Raw genomic sequence first — 15,833 nt, 5'->3', positions numbered from 1 at the left:
GCCATCGGTGGGATAATGGAAGCGATGTTGCGCACTCTGATGACCTCGAAGATCCACCGAGCCACCGTCACGCAGGCAGACCTGCACTACGTGGGCTCGGTCACGATCGACCCCGATCTCACCGAGGCCGCCGGCCTGGTCGAGAACGAACAGGTCACGATCGTGGACATCACCAATGGTCACCGTCTGGTCACCTACGTCATCGAGGGTGAGCGCGGCACCGGCGTGATCGGCATCAACGGCGCTGCGGCCCATCTGGTCACCCCCGGAGACCTCGTGATCATCATCGCCTACGGGCAGCTGGACGCGGAGGAGGTCACCTCCCACCGCCCCCGCGTGGTCCATGTGGATCGCGACAACCGCATCGTCGCCCTCGGCGCCGACGGCTCCCAGCCGGTCCCCGGCATGCCCGACCAGATCGACGGCCGCACCTCGCACGGCATGCGGTGAGTCCGCCGCCCGGCGCGCACCAGCTGATCCCGCGCCGAGCGCGCCGCCCTGGACGGACGCCTGCCGGGTGTCCGCACACTGGTCCTCGGAAGACCCTTTCCCGCTGGTGGTCTAGGCTCTGTGCGGTGATATCACCTCACTGTCCCGCACCGCTGTGACCGGCGTCCTCGCCGGCTTCTTCATCGTCTGGTCCATGATCGGTGTGGGCTGGGTGGTGGGCCGCGCCGGCGTGCTCGGCCCGCATGGCCGGTACGTGCTGAACCGGTCCACCTTCTTCATCGCCTCGCCGGCGCTCGTGCTGGTGGGCCTGCTCCAGTCCGATGTGCGCGAGGTGCTCTCGCTGCCGATGGCCGTGGCGGCCATCTCGGGGCTCACCACCGGTGCGATCGTGGTCATCGCCGTGGCCCTGGGCTCCGAGCGCCGGGGAGCGGACCTGGTGATGACGGCTGTCAGCGGCTCAGTCGTCAACGGGGCCAACATGGGTTTCCCGATCGCCCTCTATGTGCTCGGCGACATCTCCCACGCGCTGCCCGTGATCCTGTTCCAACAGGCCCTGTACACCCCCCTGTACCTGTTCGTGCTGCATCGGATCACCGAGAAGGACGCCTCGGAGCCCGCCGGCGTGCTGCGCAGCATCGTCGCCAACCCCACCATCATCGCCGCCGCGGTCGGCCTGCTGCTGGTGCTTATAGGGGTCCAGATCCCCTCCGTGGCGCTCGAACCGATCCGCTCCCTGGCGGATATGGCGATCCCGGCGATGCTGCTGGCCTACGGGCTCTCCCTGTACGGCTCACGACCGCTGGCGAAGGCCGATGGCTATCGCGGGCTGATCGCGGTGGCCTCCAGCTCGAAGCTGCTGCTGATGCCGGTGATCGCCCTGGGCGTGGGGTTGCTGCTGGGCCTGCGCGGCACCTCCCTGTTCGAGGTGGTGGTGATGGCGGCCCTGCCCACGGCGCAGAACGTCTACGTCGCTGCGGCCCGCTATCGCGCCTCGGAGAACCTCGCCCGCGACACGGTGCTGATCACCACGATCGGCACGGTGCTGGTGCTGCTGCTGATCTCCGCAGTGCTCGGGGTCTGAGAGCGCACCGGGGCACCGGCCCGGGCGCGGTACGATGACCGGGTGACTCGACGGCTGCTGCTTATGCCGCCGCGTCGGACAAGGCCCGCGCCCACCCCGCGCTCCTGAGAGCGCGCCGGTGCGCACGTGAGGCACCGACGCGGCTCCCCTCGCCTGCGCGAGGGTTTTTTCATGTCACGAGACGCCTGGCGGCATCTGCCGCACTGATCCTTCGGAGGACGATCCACCCATGAGCGAGGCCCCGCACCGCTACACCGCCGACGTGGCGGACGAGATCGAGCGCCGCTGGCAGCAGCGCTGGGACGAGGACGGCACCTTCTACGCCGACAACCCCGTCGGCGAGCTGCGCGGCTCGGCCGAGTCGATCGAGGAGGCCGCAGCCACCTCGGGCGACGAAGCCGCCGAGAAGATGTACATCATGGACATGTTCCCCTACCCCTCCGGGGCAGGGCTGCATGTGGGTCATCCGCTGGGATATATCGCGACCGACGTGGTCGCCCGTCACCAGCGCATGAAGGGGAAGAACGTCCTGTACACGATGGGCTACGACGCCTTCGGCCTGCCGGCGGAGCAGTACGCGGTCCAGACCGGCACCCATCCCCGCCAGACCACCGAGTCGAACATCGCGAACATGCGCCGTCAGCTGCATCGGCTGGGTCTGTCCCATGATCCGCGACGGACGCTGTCGACCACGGATCCGGAGTTCGTGAAGTGGACGCAGTGGATCTTCCTGCGCATCTTCGACTCCTGGTACGACCCCGAGGCCCCGAACGTCGACGGCATCACGGGCCGGGCGCGCCCGATCGCGGAGCTGTGCGAGGAGCTGCGGGCAGGCACGGTCGACCCGTTCGCCCTCGCCGATCGCCAGGGCATCGAGCTGCCCGCGGACTGGGCCGGCCGCAGCCCCGCCGACGTGCGCACAGCCTCCACAGAGGAGATCGCGCAGCTGGCCGATTGCTTCCGCCTGACCTACATCTCCGAGACCCCGGTGAACTGGTGCCCGGGCCTGGGCACCGTGCTGGCCAACGAGGAGGTCACCGCCGAGGGCCGGTCCGAGCGCGGGAACTTCCCCGTCTTCACCCGCCGCCTGCGGCAGTGGAACATGCGCATCACCACCTACGCGGATCGGCTGATCGACGACCTGGACCGGGTGGACTGGCCGGAGTCGATCCGGGCGATGCAGCGGAACTGGATCGGTCGCAGCCATGGCGCGCAGGTGACCTTCCCCGCCTCCGGGCTGGAAGGCCGCACCGACGCAAGGTTCGACGTGTTCACCACTCGTGCCGACACCCTGTTCGGGGCGACCTTCTGCGTACTCTCCCCCGAGCATGCGTTGCTGACCGAGCCCGCGGCACTGCCCGCCCGGTGGCCGGCCGGCACGAAGGACGCCTGGACCGGTGGCGCGGAGGGCCCGCGTGCCGCTGTCGCGGCCTACCAGGCCCGGGCTGCCTCGCTGGATGAGGACGAGCGCACGGCGGACGACCGCGAGAAGACCGGGGTGTTCACCGGCCTGTTCGCGAAGAACCCCATGGACGGCCGCGAGCTGCCGGTGTTCACCGCGGACTATGTGCTGACCGGGTACGGCACCGGTGCGATCATGGCCGTGCCTGCCGAGGACGAGCGCGACTTCGAGTTCGCTGCACGCTTCGACCTGCCGGTGATCCGCACGGTGCGGCCACCGGCGGACTTCGAGGGCGGCGCCTGGACCGGCGAGGGCGAGAAGATCAACTCCGCCTGCGCGGATCTGGATCTGAACGGTCTGGACAAGGACGAGGCGAAGCAGCGCGCCACCGCCTATGCCGAGCAGAAGGGCTTCGGCCGCGCTCGTACCACGTTCCGTCTGCGCGACTGGTTGTTCTCCCGCCAGCGCTACTGGGGAGAGCCCTTCCCGATCGTCTACGACCCGGCCGCGCCCGAGGTGCCGATCCCGCTGCCGCAGTCGATGCTGCCCGTGGACCTGCCCGAGGTCGCGGACTTCTCCCCCAGGACCTTCGATCCGACGGATGCGGACACGGAGCCGCAGACACCGCTCTCCCGGGCCGCAGAGTGGGCGGAGGTCGAGCTGGACCTGGGCGAGGGACCCAAGCGCTACCTGAGGGAGACGAACACGATGCCGCAGTGGGCCGGCTCCTCCTGGTACCACCTGCGCTACATCGATCCCACCGAGGACGAGGTCCTCGTGCGTCCCGAGAACGAGCGGTACTGGCTGGGCACCCGTGAGGACGGCGGCGTGGGCGGGGTGGACCTGTACGTCGGCGGCGTGGAGCACGCGGTGCTGCACCTGCTGTACGCCCGGTTCTGGCACAAGGTGCTCTTCGACCGCGGGGACGTCTCCAGCCAGGAGCCCTTCCACCGACTGTTCAACCAGGGCTATATCCAGGCCTTCGCCTACACCGACTCCCGCGGCGTGCACGTCCCGGCAGAAGAGGTCGTGGCCGAGCCCGACGGCACCTTCACCTACCAGGGCCACAGCGTCTCCCAGGAGTACGGGAAGATGGGCAAATCGCTGAAGAACGCGGTCGCCCCGGACGACATGTACGAGGAGTACGGCGCAGACACGCTGCGCGTGTACGAGATGTCGATGGGCCCGCTGGATCTGTCCCGGCCGTGGGAGACCCGGGCCGTGGTCGGATCCCAGCGCTTCCTGCAGCGGCTGTGGCGCCTGGTGGTCGATGAGGAGACCGGTCGCCTGACCGTCTCCGAGCAGCCGGCTGATCTCGCCACGAACCAGGCGACCCACCGCGCCATCGACGGGGTAGCCCGCGATATGGAGCGGATGCACTTCAACACCGCGATCGCGAAGCTCATCGAGCTGGTGAACCAGCTGACCAAGCAGCTGACCTCGACCGGATCCACGCCCCGGGAGACGGTCGAGCCGCTGGTGCTGATGGTCGCGCCGTTCGCGCCCCACCTGGCCGAGGAGCTGTGGACGCGGCTGGGGCACACCGGGAGCATCTCCCGCGTCGCCTACCCGGTCGCTGATCCGGAGCTGCTGAAGGCCGAGCGCGTCACCTGCGTGATCCAGGTCAAGGGCAAGGTCCGCCACCGCATCGAGGTCGACCCGGAGATCTCCGAAGCCGATCTGGAGGCCGCGGTGATGGCCGAGGAGCGCGTCCAGGAACTGCTGGCGGGGCAGACCATCCGGAAGCTGATCATCAGGGCCCCGAAGATCGTCAACATCGTGGTGTGACCGTGAGCGGGGTGGTGCTCCGGCCCCCGCTCCAGCGATGGGGACTTCTCCCCATCGCGGTCCGCAGTGGGGTCTTCTACCGTGGCCGGCATGACCTTCCTCGGCGCCGACACCGACCAGCTCCGCAGCACGGCCCGGTCCGTCGCCGACGGCGCGCAGCGCCTCGAGGAGACGCTGACGACGCTCGGGCCCCTAGTGCGCGGAGTCGAGTGGACGGGGCCCGACGCTGAGGAGTTCCGTACCCGCTTCGACGATGCACACCACCGCTGTTCCGAGACCGCGCAGACGCTCTCGGAGCGCGGTGCTCGGCTGGAGCGAGAGGCCGAGGAGCAGGACGAGACCTCCGATTTGGACGCGAGGAGCGGAGCCGGCGGCTCCCCCGACCGCGGCCCGTCAGCGGGCAGCGACTCCGGATCGGGAGCTGATCGCCCCGGCACCCCGAGCTGGATCGACACGATCCTGGACGAGTACCGCGGCCAGGGCATCGGCAAGATCGGTGATTTCCTGAAAGATTCCCCATGGGCCCGCAGGATCATGAAGACGATGCCGGTCATCGGCGCTCTTCCCGAGGTCGCAGACTTGATCGGGCACGTCCGCGACGGGGACACGGGATCGGCGATCGGAGATATCGGAAGCATCGCGCTGAGTTTCGTCCCTGGCATCGGCAGCATCGGGGGCGTCATCGACGGTGTGAGTCCCGCTTTCATGCCCGAGGGCGCGTCGCTCATGGACTGGGGTGGGAAGATCGAGTCGAACGGATTCGCGGTGCAGCAGGGCGAGATGACCGCAATGGTCCTCTCAGCGAGTCTCGGCTTCGAGAAGGGCAGCACCGGCGCCAACGTCATCCGTTCCTCGGCCGGAGTCGGTGCCTACCTCCTCCTGACGGCGAACCCGGTGTTCGGAGTGGCCAATACCCTGACCGGTGCCTGGAACACCTTCCGCTGATGCACGGCGCGGTGCAGAGGCCGCGCCACGAGGTTCAGCACGGCGTTGCCGATCAGCGACCCGCCGAGGGCCTGCTGGAGTGAAGGCCGAGGTTCTGCGACGCGTTCGAGTCCGACCAGAAGCCGCCTACGGCGGCGGGACCCGCGATCAAGAGGATGACCTGCAGCGCGGTCCGTCCATCGGCGAAGAGTCCCCGTGGGATGCACCGGTCGCGTCTCTTTCCCATCACAAGCGGGTCCACCGTCCGCGCCGCGGGCGCACACCCGCTGCGGAGGATCTGACGGATACCGCATGACTGGATTCCTCAGCGCCGGACCCGATGCCCTGCACGGCTGCACGCAGCAGGTACACGATGCCGCGACCGAGCCCAACGCACCGCGCGGCGGGGGAGACCATCACGAGCACTCGGACAGCCCTCGGCGACGCGCTGGGTGCCCGGACCGATGCCCAAGGTGCCGCGAGTACTGCCGACTCCCCCGTCCCCGCTATTGGCCGTGGGCTGCCGCCCGCGGCCCCACGGGCGCTGACCGCTCAGCGCCGCCGGGAACACCCGAGCTGCACAATGATCCAACGAGCGCCGCGCACAGCGTCGCGGCCCTGCCCGGGCTTCGGGAAGCGCCGGCTGCGGGGAATGCCTTCGACACCGCCGATGCTCTCGGCCTCGCCAGCCACATCTTCGCCGATGTCCAGGATCTCGAGATCACAAGCCCTCCGCTGCTGCCGATGGACCTGAACCGCGCACTGGGCCGATTCGTTCTCGGCGAGCACTCGACCTCCGGAACCTTCCACAACGGCATCCAGGTGCTGCTCGACCGCGGCGAGTCCTCCAGCCAGGAGCCGTTCCATCGACGGTTCAGCCAGGGCTGCCTCCAAGCGTTCGCCTGCACTTACTCCCGCAACCCGCACGGGCCGGCCGTGGGAGACCCGGGCCGTGGTCGCCTCGCAGCGCTTCCTGCAGCGGCGAGGGCGCACCGGGCGCATCTCCCGCGTCGCCTATCCGGTCGCTGATCCGGAGCTGCTGAAGGCCGAGCGCGTCATCCGCGTGATCCAGGTCAAGGGCAAGGTCCGTCACCGCATCGAGGTCGATCCGGAGATCTCCGAGGCCGATCCGGAGGCGTCGGTGATGGCCGAGGAGCGCGTCAAGAAGCTGCTGGCGGAGCAGGCCGTGCGGAAGCTGATCATCAGGGATCCCTCGAGGAGACGCTTCCTCCACATCGCCGGGCCATCCACACTCGGTGCTCCCGCACAACGGCGAGGAGGGCGGGCTGTCTACGGTCGCGCCATGAACACTTTCTGGGGATGCGAGACCGAGCACCTGACCGAGCTGTCCACCATCTTCGACACCCGCGCTGTCCGGCTGCGGGCTCTGATCCAGCGGGCTCTCCTGTGCGCACGCGCCGCCGACTGGATCGGCCCTGATGCCGAGGAGCATCATCGATGCACCGAAGACCTGGCGGAGACGGTGATCCTCCTCGTCGAGAAGCTGCGGAAGCTCGGAGAGCTGCTCGGGAAGGAGGCCCAGGAGCAGGATCTCTGCTCCCAGCCGGATGATGTCACGAGGCTCGGAGGGGACCCCCTCGGGGTGCGTGCCACCCCACCGTGGGTCCAGGACGAGTTCGACCGGCTACCCTCCCTGCAGGGCTCGCGCTGGAAGGACCTGCAGCCCAGGATCGCCGGCCCGTTCATGGCCGAGGACCCGACCGAGCTCCTGCCGGATCTGCCGAGCTTCGACGAGCTCGATCCCGTCATCGCGGGCCCCATCATGGCCGAGGACCCTCCCTGGGCCACGCCTCCGTCACGGCCGCTGCCCGAGGGGGAGGACTTCGCTCTGGATCCGGAGATCCTGGCCGCGGCGCAGGACCGGCGCGAGCTCGCGCTGGGAGAGGTTCCCGCAGTGGGAACCGCCCAGACGCTGATGAGCGTCCACGAGAGCATCGGCGACGGCTTCGACCGGGTCGAGCTGAAGCTCGAGGACAACGGGTACGGGGCGTTCGTCCCGGCGGTGTCGCTGGCCCGCCTGCCGCACGAGGTCTCGGGAGCAGTTCTCGGAGAGCATTCGGTGCTCGACCAGACGTTCTCGGCCATCGACCGCGGAGTCGCCAATGTGACGCAGACCAGCGACGAGGTCCTCACCGCTGCCGGCGACGGCGACGCGGCCGGGGCCTTCCGCGCCTTCGAGCGAGGGGCATTTCGACAGGTGGGCGTCTCCGCCGACCTCCTGACCGTCTCCGCGCTCCCTGCCGCCGCGGACACCACGTCCGATCTGATCGGGACCAGCGCAGACCTGGTGGAGCCCTTCAATGCTCACTCCGCGGAGGCACTGCGCACGGCGGAGCAGTCCGTCCGGGAGGTCGGACTGGGCTGGGAGCGCGGCCAGGAACAGCTGACCGACCCCGAGTTCTACTACGACCTGCGCCGGCGATACCTGCCGGCACCCTGGGACCCCCAGGGGTGAGATGCCCAGGCCCGGCACACCGGCCGTGGAGATGGCATCTCCACGGCCGGCGGCGCCTCACCTCTGCGCAGCGTCTGGCGCTTCCCGGTCGGAGGGCGCGGGTGCCCCGGGCTCGGAGCCGTCCACCTCGAGGACCAGGCCCGGTCCATCGGCCGCGGCCCGGACCCGCACCCGCTGGCCGTCCTGCACCTCGCCGCGCAGGATCAGCCGGGCGAGGCCGTCGCCGATCTCCTTCTGCACCAGGCGCTTGAGCGGACGCGCCCCGTACAGCGGGTCGAAGCCCTCCTCGGCGAGCCAGCGGGTGGCGTCCGCGGAGACGTCCAGTTCGATGCGGCGATCGTGCAGCCGCTCCGCCACCTCCTGGATCTGGAGCGAGACGATGCGGCTCAGCTCCTCCCGCTCCAGAGCATCGAACATGACGATGTCGTCCAGACGGTTGAGGAACTCCGGCTTGAAGGAGGCCCGCACCACCTGCATCACCCGATCATGCTTCTCCTTCTCGGTGAGCGTCTGGTCCTGCAGCGCGACGGCCCCGAGGTTCGAGGTGAGGATGAAGATCGTGGAGCGGAAGTCCACGGTCCGTCCCTGCCCGTCGGTGAGCCGGCCGTCGTCGAGCACCTGCAGCAGCACGTCGAACACGTCCTGATGCGCCTTCTCGATCTCGTCGAGCAGCACCACCGAGTACGGTCTGCGCCGCACGGCCTCGGTGAGCTGCCCTCCCTGGTCGTAGCCGACGTATCCCGGGGGCGCGCCGACCAGCCGGGAGACGGTGTGCTTCTCGCCGTACTCCGACATGTCGATGCGGATCATCGCCCGCTCGTCATCGAAGAGGAACTCGGCCAGGGCCTTGGCCAGCTCGGTCTTGCCCACCCCCGTGGGCCCGAGGAACAGGAAGGAGCCGGTGGGCCGGTGGGGATCCGAGATCCCTGCCCGGGCCCTGCGCACGGCATCCGAGACCTCGGCGACCGCTCGCTGCTGGCCGATCAGGCGCCGACCGATGATCTCCTCCATCTGCAGGAGCTTCTCGGTCTCGCCCTGCAGCAGCCGGCCCGACGGGATCCCGGTCCACGCCTCGACCACCTCGGCGATGTCATCGGGCCCGACGTGATCGGCGACCATCGGCCGCTGCTGCTCGCTGTGCTCACCGGATTCCTGCTCCTCGGCGTCGCGCAGCTGTTCCTTGAGCGCCGGGATGTCTCCGTACAGGATCTTGGAGGCGGCGGTCAGATCACCGTCGCGCTGGGCACGATCGGCCTGCATGCGGAGCTGCTCGAGCTGCGCCTTGAGGTCGCCGACGAGGTTCAGCCCCGCCTTCTCCCGCTCCCAGCGGGCCGAGAGCTCGTCCATCTGCTCGGTCCGATCGGCCAGCTGCGAGCGCACGGACTCCAGCTGGGCGAGGCTGCCCGGGTCCTCGCTGCCGGCGAGCGCGAGCTCCTCCATCTTCAGCCGGTCCACCTGGCGGCGCAGGATGTCCAGCTGCTCCGGCGAGGAGTCCAGCTCCATGCGCTGCCGGGACGCCGCCTCGTCGACCAGGTCGATGGCCTTGTCCGGCAGCTGGCGGCCGGAGATGTAGCGCGAGGACAAGGCCGCGGCCGCGACCAGGGCGGCGTCGGTGATGGTGACCTTGTGATGCGCTTCGTACTTGTCCTTGAGACCGCGCAGGATCGTGACCGTGTCCTCGACGCTGGGCTCCCCCACCAGCACCTGCTGGAAGCGCCGCTCGAGCGCGGGATCCTTCTCGATGTTCTCGCGGTACTCGTCCAGCGTGGTCGCGCCGACCATCCGCAGCTCGCCGCGGGCGAGCATGGGCTTGAGCATGTTGCCGGCGTCCATCGAGCCGTCCCCGGAGCCGCCGGCACCGACCACGGTGTGCAGCTCGTCGATGAAGGTGATGATCTGGCCGTCGCTGGTGCGGATCTCGTCGAGGACGGCCTTCATCCGCTCCTCGAACTCGCCGCGGTACTTCGAGCCCGCGACCATCGAGGAGAGGTCGAGCGAGACCAGGCGTTTGCCGCGCAGCGAGTCCGGGACGTCGCCGGCGACGATCCGCTGGGCCAGACCCTCCACCACGGCGGTCTTGCCGACACCTGGCTCTCCGATCAGCACGGGGTTGTTCTTGGTGCGGCGCGAGAGCACCTGCACCACGCGGCGGATCTCGCCGTCTCGGCCGATCACGGGGTCGAGCCGCCCCTCGCGGGCCAGCTCGGTGAGGTCGACGCCGAACTTCTCGAGGCTCTGGAAGGAGCCCTCGGGGTTCTGGGAGTCCATCTGGGTCATGCGGTCATCTCCTGTGGTCAGTTCCTGGACGGCATCGCGCAGGGCTCTCGGCGTCGCCCCGGCCGTTGCGAGCAGCCGGGCGGCCGGGTCCTTGCCGAGCGCGATGCCGATCATCAGATGCTCGGTGGACAGGTAGCTGCGGTGGGCGGCATCCGCCTCCCGGCGGGCAGCCTCGAGGGCATCGAATCCGGTGCCGACGAAGGTGGGGGACGATCCGCCGCTGGCACGGGGCAGCGCCTCGATGGCCTCGGCGCTGCGGCGGATCACCTCATCCGGCGCTGCACCGACCGCTTCGAGGCAGGCCCGGCCGATGCCGTCGGCCTGCCCGGCCAGCGCCCACAGCAGGTGGAGGGAGCTGATCTGAGGATTGCCGAGCTCGACGGCTCTCTCCGCGGCGGCGGTGACGGCCTCCTGGGAACGGGTGGTGAACTGGAACTCCACGGGGCTCCTCTCCTGAGTCCTCTGGGGTCGCGGACCTGAACGCCACGACATCTGCTGATAAGAACGTCAGACAAGTTGAGTCTATTCCACTCAATCTCGGATCGGTTGCGATGCCTCTCGGTGCACGGCCGATCACTTGTCCACATCCGCTCACCGTCGACCTCCCGCTCGGCGATGATGGGAATGCACGCCTGTAGCATCGCACTGGCACCGTGAGGCGTCGTCCGGGGAACCGACGGCGGTCCCGTGCCACCCTTCCCTCCTCCCCGCTGCCGTCGAAACCGAGGCCCTCATGACACAGCCCCCGACACCGCCGCAGAACGGCCGGTACATGCCCAACGGCCGGCCGCGCCCCGGTGCAGCCCAGGGCGGCCCGTCGCACCCACCTCAGCCGCGCTATATCGACTACGGCAACCCCCGCGCGTACGACACCTCGGTACGGCCGGCCTCCGGCCTCACCGCGGCCCGCTTCGCGCCGGCCCAGATCCAGCGTCCCGACCAGGCTCAGCCCCATTCCGCCTGGTCCACCCAGACCCGACGGGTCCAGGAGGTCGCCCAGGGTGCCGCCCGATTGCCCACCGTGAGCATCGCCGTGTGGTTGGCCGTCGTCGTGCTCGGCGTCTGCCTGCTGCTGGTCCTGGGCTACTTCTTCCTCAACTTCGTCATCACCGCGAGCGCGAATCCGGTGTGGTGGCCGGTCACCGCCTTCCTCGCCGCCTTCTCCCTGCTGATCATCGCGGGGATCATGGTCCTGGCGGACCGCTGGGATCCGCAGCCGCTGCCCCTGCTGATCATCGCGGTGTTCTGGGGCGCCGCCATCGCCGTCGGCATCAGCTATGTGCTGAACACCCTGAACGGTCAGCTGGTCTTCATCGCCACGGGCAGCGAGGAGATCGCGAACTTCGCCGGTCTCGTCATCAGTGCGCCGCTGGTCGAGGAGACCACCAAGGGGCTCGGTCTGCTGCTGCTGATGCTGCTGGCCCGCCGCTATTTCAACGGCCCGCTGGATGGTCTGATCTATGGCTCGCTGATCGGCGGCGGCTTCGCCTTCACCGAGAACATCGTCTACTACACCCGGCAGCTGGAGACCTCCGGCGCCGGCGGGGTGCTGTTCCTGTTCATCCTGCGCGGCGTGATGAACATCTTCGGCCACGCCATCTACACCTCTCTGACCGGCCTCACCGTCGGCTTCGTGGCTCGCAAATGGGGCACGATCATGGGCTTCCTGGTGTTCATCCCCGCCCTGATCCCCGGGATGCTGCTGCACGCCGGATGGAACTTCTCCGCCTGGCTCGGGGGCGGGCTCCTCGGAGTGCTGCTGATGTACGGCGCCCAGGCGATCATCTCGCTGCTGTGGCTGATCGCGATCGTGGTGCTGATCTGGGACGAGTCCCGGCTGACCAGGGTTCGCCTGGGTGACTACGCCAACCAGGGTTGGCTCACCCATGAGGAGGTCGACATGCTCGCGACCTGGAAGGGTCGGCGCGAAGGCAAGCGCTGGGCGAGCCAGATCGGCGCCCGGCCCGTGATGAAAAGATTCATCCGGGAGAGCGCCGATCTCGCCTCGATCCGTCAGCGGCTGCTGGCAGACGGTGCGAATCCGAAGGTCGTCGGGATCGAGCGGAACCTGCTGCAGCGGCTGACCGCGAATCGGCAGCAGCTGCTCGCCATGGCGCGCTGAGCCCGGTCAAGGGTCCAGCCTGCCCTCAGGGCGCATCCTCCGGGTCCACTGCCGGGCCACGGGTGGAATCGCGTCCGCGCAGCCGGTCGAACTGTCGCCGCTCGCGTTTGGTGGGCCTGCCCGTGCCGCGCTCCCGACGGGGCGGCGCCGCCGCCAGCTGAGGCGGCGGCTCGGGGGTGTGGTCCTCGTAGGCCTCGCGGGCGATCGGCGCCCCCACCCGGGTGGTGAGGATCCGGGTGACGATCACGATCCGCTCCCGGCCGCGGGAGCGCACCCGTAGCTCATCTCCGACCACGATCTTCTGCGCCGCCTTGGCCGGTTCGCCGTTGCGGCGCACGTGCCCGCCGCGACAGGCGGCCGTCGCCGCGGAGCGGGTGGGCATCAGACGAGCGCTCCACAGCCACACGTCCAGGCGGATGGTCTGCGGCCCGTCGGCTCCCGCGAGGCCGCTCATGCGCTGTGCGGCGTGCGCACCAGCGGCCACGGGTCGCGGGCCTCCAGCTGCGCGGCCACGGACAGCAGCAGGGCGTCGTCGCCGTGCCGGGTCGCGCCCAGATGCACGCCGAACGGCAGCTCGACCCCGTCGATGCTCTCGCGGTGCAACGGGATCGAGATCGCCGCGGCACCGAGCATGTTCCAGGTGCTGGTCCAGGGGGTGAAGGCGCACTGGGCATCGAAGTCTGCGGCGCCGTCGACCAGCTGCAGCTCTTCGGGGAGGGCGGGAGGACCGGAGAGCGCCGGGGTGATCACGATGTCGTAGGGGGCGAAGGCCTCCAGGGTGCGTCTCGACAGCATCTGGACCCCGGCGAAGGCCCGGGCGAGGTCGACGCCGCTATAGCTGCGGCCACGCTCGCGCAGCCAGCGGGTGAGCTCGAGGAGCTTGCCCTCCTGCTCCTCGTCCAGCGGGATCGTCGCCGCTCCGACGGTCCACAACGGCATGAAGGCGGTCCAGTCCTCGGGGGTGAACGGGGCCGGGATCTCGGTCAGCTCGTGGCCGAGTCCGCGCAGCACCTCGAGCGCCCGGTCGAGGCCGCGCACGGCGGCCGGGTGGACGTCGGTCTCCGCGGCCAGCGGTGCGCGCAGCACTCCGATCCGCAGCGGAGCGCTCTGTGCGCCGACATCGTCGAGACGGGTGAGGTGGGAGCCCGGGGCGCGGGCCGCGGGGGTGAAGTCCCCGATGCGGGGCCCGGCGAGCAGGTCGAGCCCGGCGGCGGCGTCCCGCACGCTGCGGGTCAGGATCCCATCGGTGACCAGCCCCATCCCCTCGCTGCCGTACGGGCCCGGGGAGATGACCCCGCGGGACGGTTTGAGGCCGACGATGCCGCAGCAGGCGGCGGGAATGCGCACCGATCCGCCGCCGTCGGAACCGTGGGCGAGCGGGACGATCCCGCTGGCCACTGCGGCGGCCGCGCCGCCGCTGGATCCGCCGGCGGTGCGGTCCAGATCCCAGGGGGTGCGGGCAGGCGCCCCGGTGGCCGGCTCGGTGTAGCAGGGCAGCCCGAACTCGGGGGTCGAAGTCTTGCCGATGGTGAGGGTGCCGCCGTCGAGGATCTGCTGGGCGACCCCGTCGGTCAGGGTCGCGATGTTCCCGGCGAGCGCCGCGCTGCCCGCCTCGAAGGGCGCCCCGGCGACCTGGGTCAGATCCTTGATCGGCAGCGGCACGCCGAGCAGCGGCCGGTGGTCGGCGAGCTCTGCGAGACGCCCGGCGCGACGAGCCTGCTCGAGCTGCCCGGCCGCGCTGCGCGCCTGCTCCCGGGTGAGCGCCTCCAGGAGATGGGCGAAGGCGCCCACCTCGGCGCCCGTCGAGCGTGCCGCGTCGAGGGTGCGCTCGGCGAGTTCCTCGGCATCGAGCTCTCCGGTGCGCAGGGCGGCGGCCGTCTCCAGTGCTCCCCGCGGTGTCTCCGACTGTGCGGTCATCATCGCGGCCCCGTCCCCCGCAGCTCCTGCTCGGGCAGGGCGCTGCGCACGTGGTCGACGATCCCGGGGAGTGCTTCGTCGATCTGCTCCCAGGCGGTGTCGAAGTCGCTCTCGTCCCCGTACCAGGGATCACGGATGCCGGTGTCCTCGACGGAGTGCGGGGCGAAGTCCCGCACCATCCGCACCGTCTCCTCGGCCCGCGCGGCGCCGAGCACCCGTCGCACGGGGTCGACGTGGTCGTGGTCGAGCGTGAGCACCAGGTCGGCCTCCTGCAGCTCGTCGGTGTCCATCTGCCGGGCCCGATGGTCGCCGGGCTCGATGCCGTGACGGCGCAGCAGCTCACCGGCGCGGGGGTCGATCGGGTTCCCGACCTCCCAGCCGGAGGTGCCTGCGGAGGTCACCTCGACGTGCTCGGCGAGGCCCGCCTGCTCGAGGGCCTCGCGCACGGCGTACTCGGCCATCGGGGAGCGGCAGATGTTGCCGGTGCAGATGGTGAGGATCCGGTAGGTCATCGGTCGTCTCCGTCCGTCTCGGGGGCGGCTGTCTCCAGCAGGTCCGCGTACTCGGGGTGTCGTTCGATCCATCCCCGCACGAACCAGCAGGTGGGACGGACGGTCATGCCCAGGCCGCGGATGTCGTCGAGGGCGAAGCGCACGATGGCGGAGCCGATCCCGGCACCGGAGCGCTCGGGGGCGACCACGGTGGAGCGCAGGTCGCGCAGGCGCACTCCGAGAGCGCGGCCGTCGCCGTCCGGCGGGTCCTCGTCCTCATGGGCGAGGACGGCGAGGACCTCGTCCCCGTCCAGCGCTTCGTAGCGGTCGCGATCGGCATTGTGGACCAGGCGCACCGCGCCCGGTTCGGCGGAGGTCTCATCCATGCCGGTCACGGTACACTGCCGGTCATGCCCGCGCCCCTGATCTGGCACATCACCGAACTGCCCGCCTGGGAGGCGGCCGTCCGGTCAGGCTCGTACACCCGCGCCACGCGCGATCGCGAGCTCGCCGACGAGGGGTTCATCCACGCCTCCTGGCCCGAGCAGGTCTCCAAGGTCGCCAAGCGCATCTACCCCGACCGCCCCTCGGATCTGGTGATCCTCGAGATCGACGTGGGCCGCGTCGAGGCGGCAGGCATCGCCGTGGACATCGAGGCGGATGTGGATGGCAAGGGTCGCGGCTACCCCCACATCAACGGTCCGCTGCCGGTCAGCGCCGTGGTCCGGCTGCGCCGCACCAAGTGGATCGGCCGAGAGTTCGTGGTCGTCGCCTGATCGACGTGCTGTGAGGCACGAACGGCAGGAGATCAGGCAGCAGGCGCAGCCTGATCGACGTGCTGTGAGGCACGAACGGCAGGAGATCAGGCAGCAGGCGCAGCCTGATCGACGTGCTGTGAGGCACGA

13 protein-coding genes are annotated in these 15,833 nt (G+C 69.9%); 7 read left to right on the top strand and 6 right to left on the bottom strand.

Going from position 1 to position 15,833, the window contains the following annotated elements; translation table 11 throughout:
• Positions 1-24 precede the first annotated feature (24 nt).
• The 4 genes from panD to CFK39_RS14235 all read left to right on the top strand — a co-directional run bounded on the left by panD (position 25) and on the right by CFK39_RS14235 (position 5,666).
• Entirely contained in the window at positions 25-450 is a 426-nt protein-coding gene (gene panD, locus CFK39_RS14250; protein ID WP_089066012.1) for an aspartate 1-decarboxylase, read from the top strand.
• Between the two features lie 154 nt (positions 451-604).
• Positions 605-1,531: an AEC family transporter gene (locus tag CFK39_RS14245; protein ID WP_089066011.1), complete on the top strand. Its 927-nt coding sequence runs from the start codon at positions 605-607 to the stop codon at positions 1,529-1,531.
• A gap of 229 nt (positions 1,532-1,760) precedes the next feature.
• A complete protein-coding gene (gene leuS / locus CFK39_RS14240) occupies positions 1,761-4,721 on the top strand; it encodes a leucine--tRNA ligase (RefSeq protein WP_089066010.1) in 2,961 nt (986 codons plus the stop codon).
• Between the two features lie 90 nt (positions 4,722-4,811).
• On the top strand, positions 4,812-5,666 hold the full coding sequence (locus CFK39_RS14235; protein WP_089066009.1) for a WXG100 family type VII secretion target: 855 nt from the start codon (positions 4,812-4,814) through the stop codon (positions 5,664-5,666).
• 531 nt (positions 5,667-6,197) lie between these two features.
• Here CFK39_RS14235 and CFK39_RS14230 read toward each other — a convergent pair.
• Entirely contained in the window at positions 6,198-6,539 is a 342-nt protein-coding gene (locus CFK39_RS14230) for a hypothetical protein (RefSeq protein WP_157697180.1), read from the bottom strand.
• A gap of 58 nt (positions 6,540-6,597) precedes the next feature.
• On the opposite strand from CFK39_RS14230, the gene CFK39_RS16490 reads away from it, so the two are divergent.
• A complete protein-coding gene (locus CFK39_RS16490) occupies positions 6,598-8,121 on the top strand; it encodes a hypothetical protein (protein ID WP_177349006.1) in 1,524 nt (507 codons plus the stop codon).
• 57 nt (positions 8,122-8,178) lie between these two features.
• On the opposite strand, the gene CFK39_RS14220 is transcribed toward CFK39_RS16490, so the two are convergent.
• Positions 8,179-10,839 (bottom strand): ATP-dependent Clp protease ATP-binding subunit, encoded by a 2,661-nt coding sequence (locus CFK39_RS14220; RefSeq protein ID WP_089066007.1) that lies wholly within the window; start codon positions 10,837-10,839, stop codon positions 8,179-8,181.
• A 292-nt stretch (positions 10,840-11,131) separates the two neighbouring features.
• On the opposite strand from CFK39_RS14220, the gene CFK39_RS14215 reads away from it, so the two are divergent.
• Positions 11,132-12,520: a PrsW family intramembrane metalloprotease gene (locus CFK39_RS14215; RefSeq protein WP_089066006.1), complete on the top strand. Its 1,389-nt coding sequence runs from the start codon at positions 11,132-11,134 to the stop codon at positions 12,518-12,520.
• A gap of 25 nt (positions 12,521-12,545) precedes the next feature.
• On the opposite strand, the gene CFK39_RS14210 is transcribed toward CFK39_RS14215, so the two are convergent.
• The 4 genes from CFK39_RS14210 to CFK39_RS14195 are packed head-to-tail and all read right to left on the bottom strand — an operon-like array spanning position 12,546 to position 15,314.
• Positions 12,546-12,974 carry an RNA-binding S4 domain-containing protein gene (locus CFK39_RS14210; protein WP_089066464.1) on the bottom strand — a complete coding sequence of 143 codons (429 nt, stop codon included), beginning with the start codon at positions 12,972-12,974 and terminating at the stop codon, positions 12,546-12,548.
• Positions 12,971-14,440, bottom strand: a complete 1,470-nt coding sequence (locus CFK39_RS14205) for an amidase (RefSeq protein WP_089066005.1) — start codon at positions 14,438-14,440, stop codon at positions 12,971-12,973. Before CFK39_RS14205 ends, CFK39_RS14210 begins: the two co-directional genes overlap by 4 nt.
• A complete protein-coding gene (locus tag CFK39_RS14200; RefSeq protein ID WP_089066004.1) occupies positions 14,437-14,949 on the bottom strand; it encodes a low molecular weight protein-tyrosine-phosphatase in 513 nt (170 codons plus the stop codon). The genes CFK39_RS14205 and CFK39_RS14200 overlap by 4 nt, the downstream gene beginning before the upstream one ends.
• Positions 14,946-15,314 carry a GNAT family N-acetyltransferase gene (locus tag CFK39_RS14195; RefSeq protein WP_089066003.1) on the bottom strand — a complete coding sequence of 123 codons (369 nt, stop codon included), beginning with the start codon at positions 15,312-15,314 and terminating at the stop codon, positions 14,946-14,948. Before CFK39_RS14195 ends, CFK39_RS14200 begins: the two co-directional genes overlap by 4 nt.
• Before the next feature lie 24 nt (positions 15,315-15,338).
• On the opposite strand from CFK39_RS14195, the gene CFK39_RS14190 reads away from it, so the two are divergent.
• On the top strand, positions 15,339-15,704 hold the full coding sequence (locus CFK39_RS14190; protein ID WP_089066463.1) for a DUF952 domain-containing protein: 366 nt from the start codon (positions 15,339-15,341) through the stop codon (positions 15,702-15,704).
• Positions 15,705-15,833: the final 129 nt, after the last annotated feature.

The organism is Brachybacterium avium, assembly GCF_002216795.1.
Lineage (GTDB): Bacteria > Actinomycetota > Actinomycetes > Actinomycetales > Dermabacteraceae > Brachybacterium > Brachybacterium avium.
Note: the sequence above shows the minus strand (reverse complement) of the source record. Positions and strands in the feature narration are given on the sequence as shown.

What these genes read in the sequence shown, in the direction of transcription:
- panD (WP_089066012.1), top strand. Translation starts at nt 25, where the DNA reads ATGTTGCGCACTCTGATGACCTCGAAGATCCACCGAGCCACCGTCACG.
- leuS (WP_089066010.1), top strand. Translation starts at nt 1,761, where the DNA reads ATGAGCGAGGCCCCGCACCGCTACACCGCCGACGTGGCGGACGAGATC.
- CFK39_RS14235 (WP_089066009.1), top strand. Translation starts at nt 4,812, where the DNA reads ATGACCTTCCTCGGCGCCGACACCGACCAGCTCCGCAGCACGGCCCGG.
- CFK39_RS14215 (WP_089066006.1), top strand. Translation starts at nt 11,132, where the DNA reads ATGACACAGCCCCCGACACCGCCGCAGAACGGCCGGTACATGCCCAAC.
- CFK39_RS14210 (WP_089066464.1), bottom strand. Translation starts at nt 12,974, where the DNA reads ATGAGCGGCCTCGCGGGAGCCGACGGGCCGCAGACCATCCGCCTGGAC.
- CFK39_RS14205 (WP_089066005.1), bottom strand. Translation starts at nt 14,440, where the DNA reads ATGATGACCGCACAGTCGGAGACACCGCGGGGAGCACTGGAGACGGCC.
- CFK39_RS14200 (WP_089066004.1), bottom strand. Translation starts at nt 14,949, where the DNA reads ATGACCTACCGGATCCTCACCATCTGCACCGGCAACATCTGCCGCTCC.
- CFK39_RS14195 (WP_089066003.1), bottom strand. Translation starts at nt 15,314, where the DNA reads ATGGATGAGACCTCCGCCGAACCGGGCGCGGTGCGCCTGGTCCACAAT.
- CFK39_RS14190 (WP_089066463.1), top strand. Translation starts at nt 15,339, where the DNA reads ATGCCCGCGCCCCTGATCTGGCACATCACCGAACTGCCCGCCTGGGAG.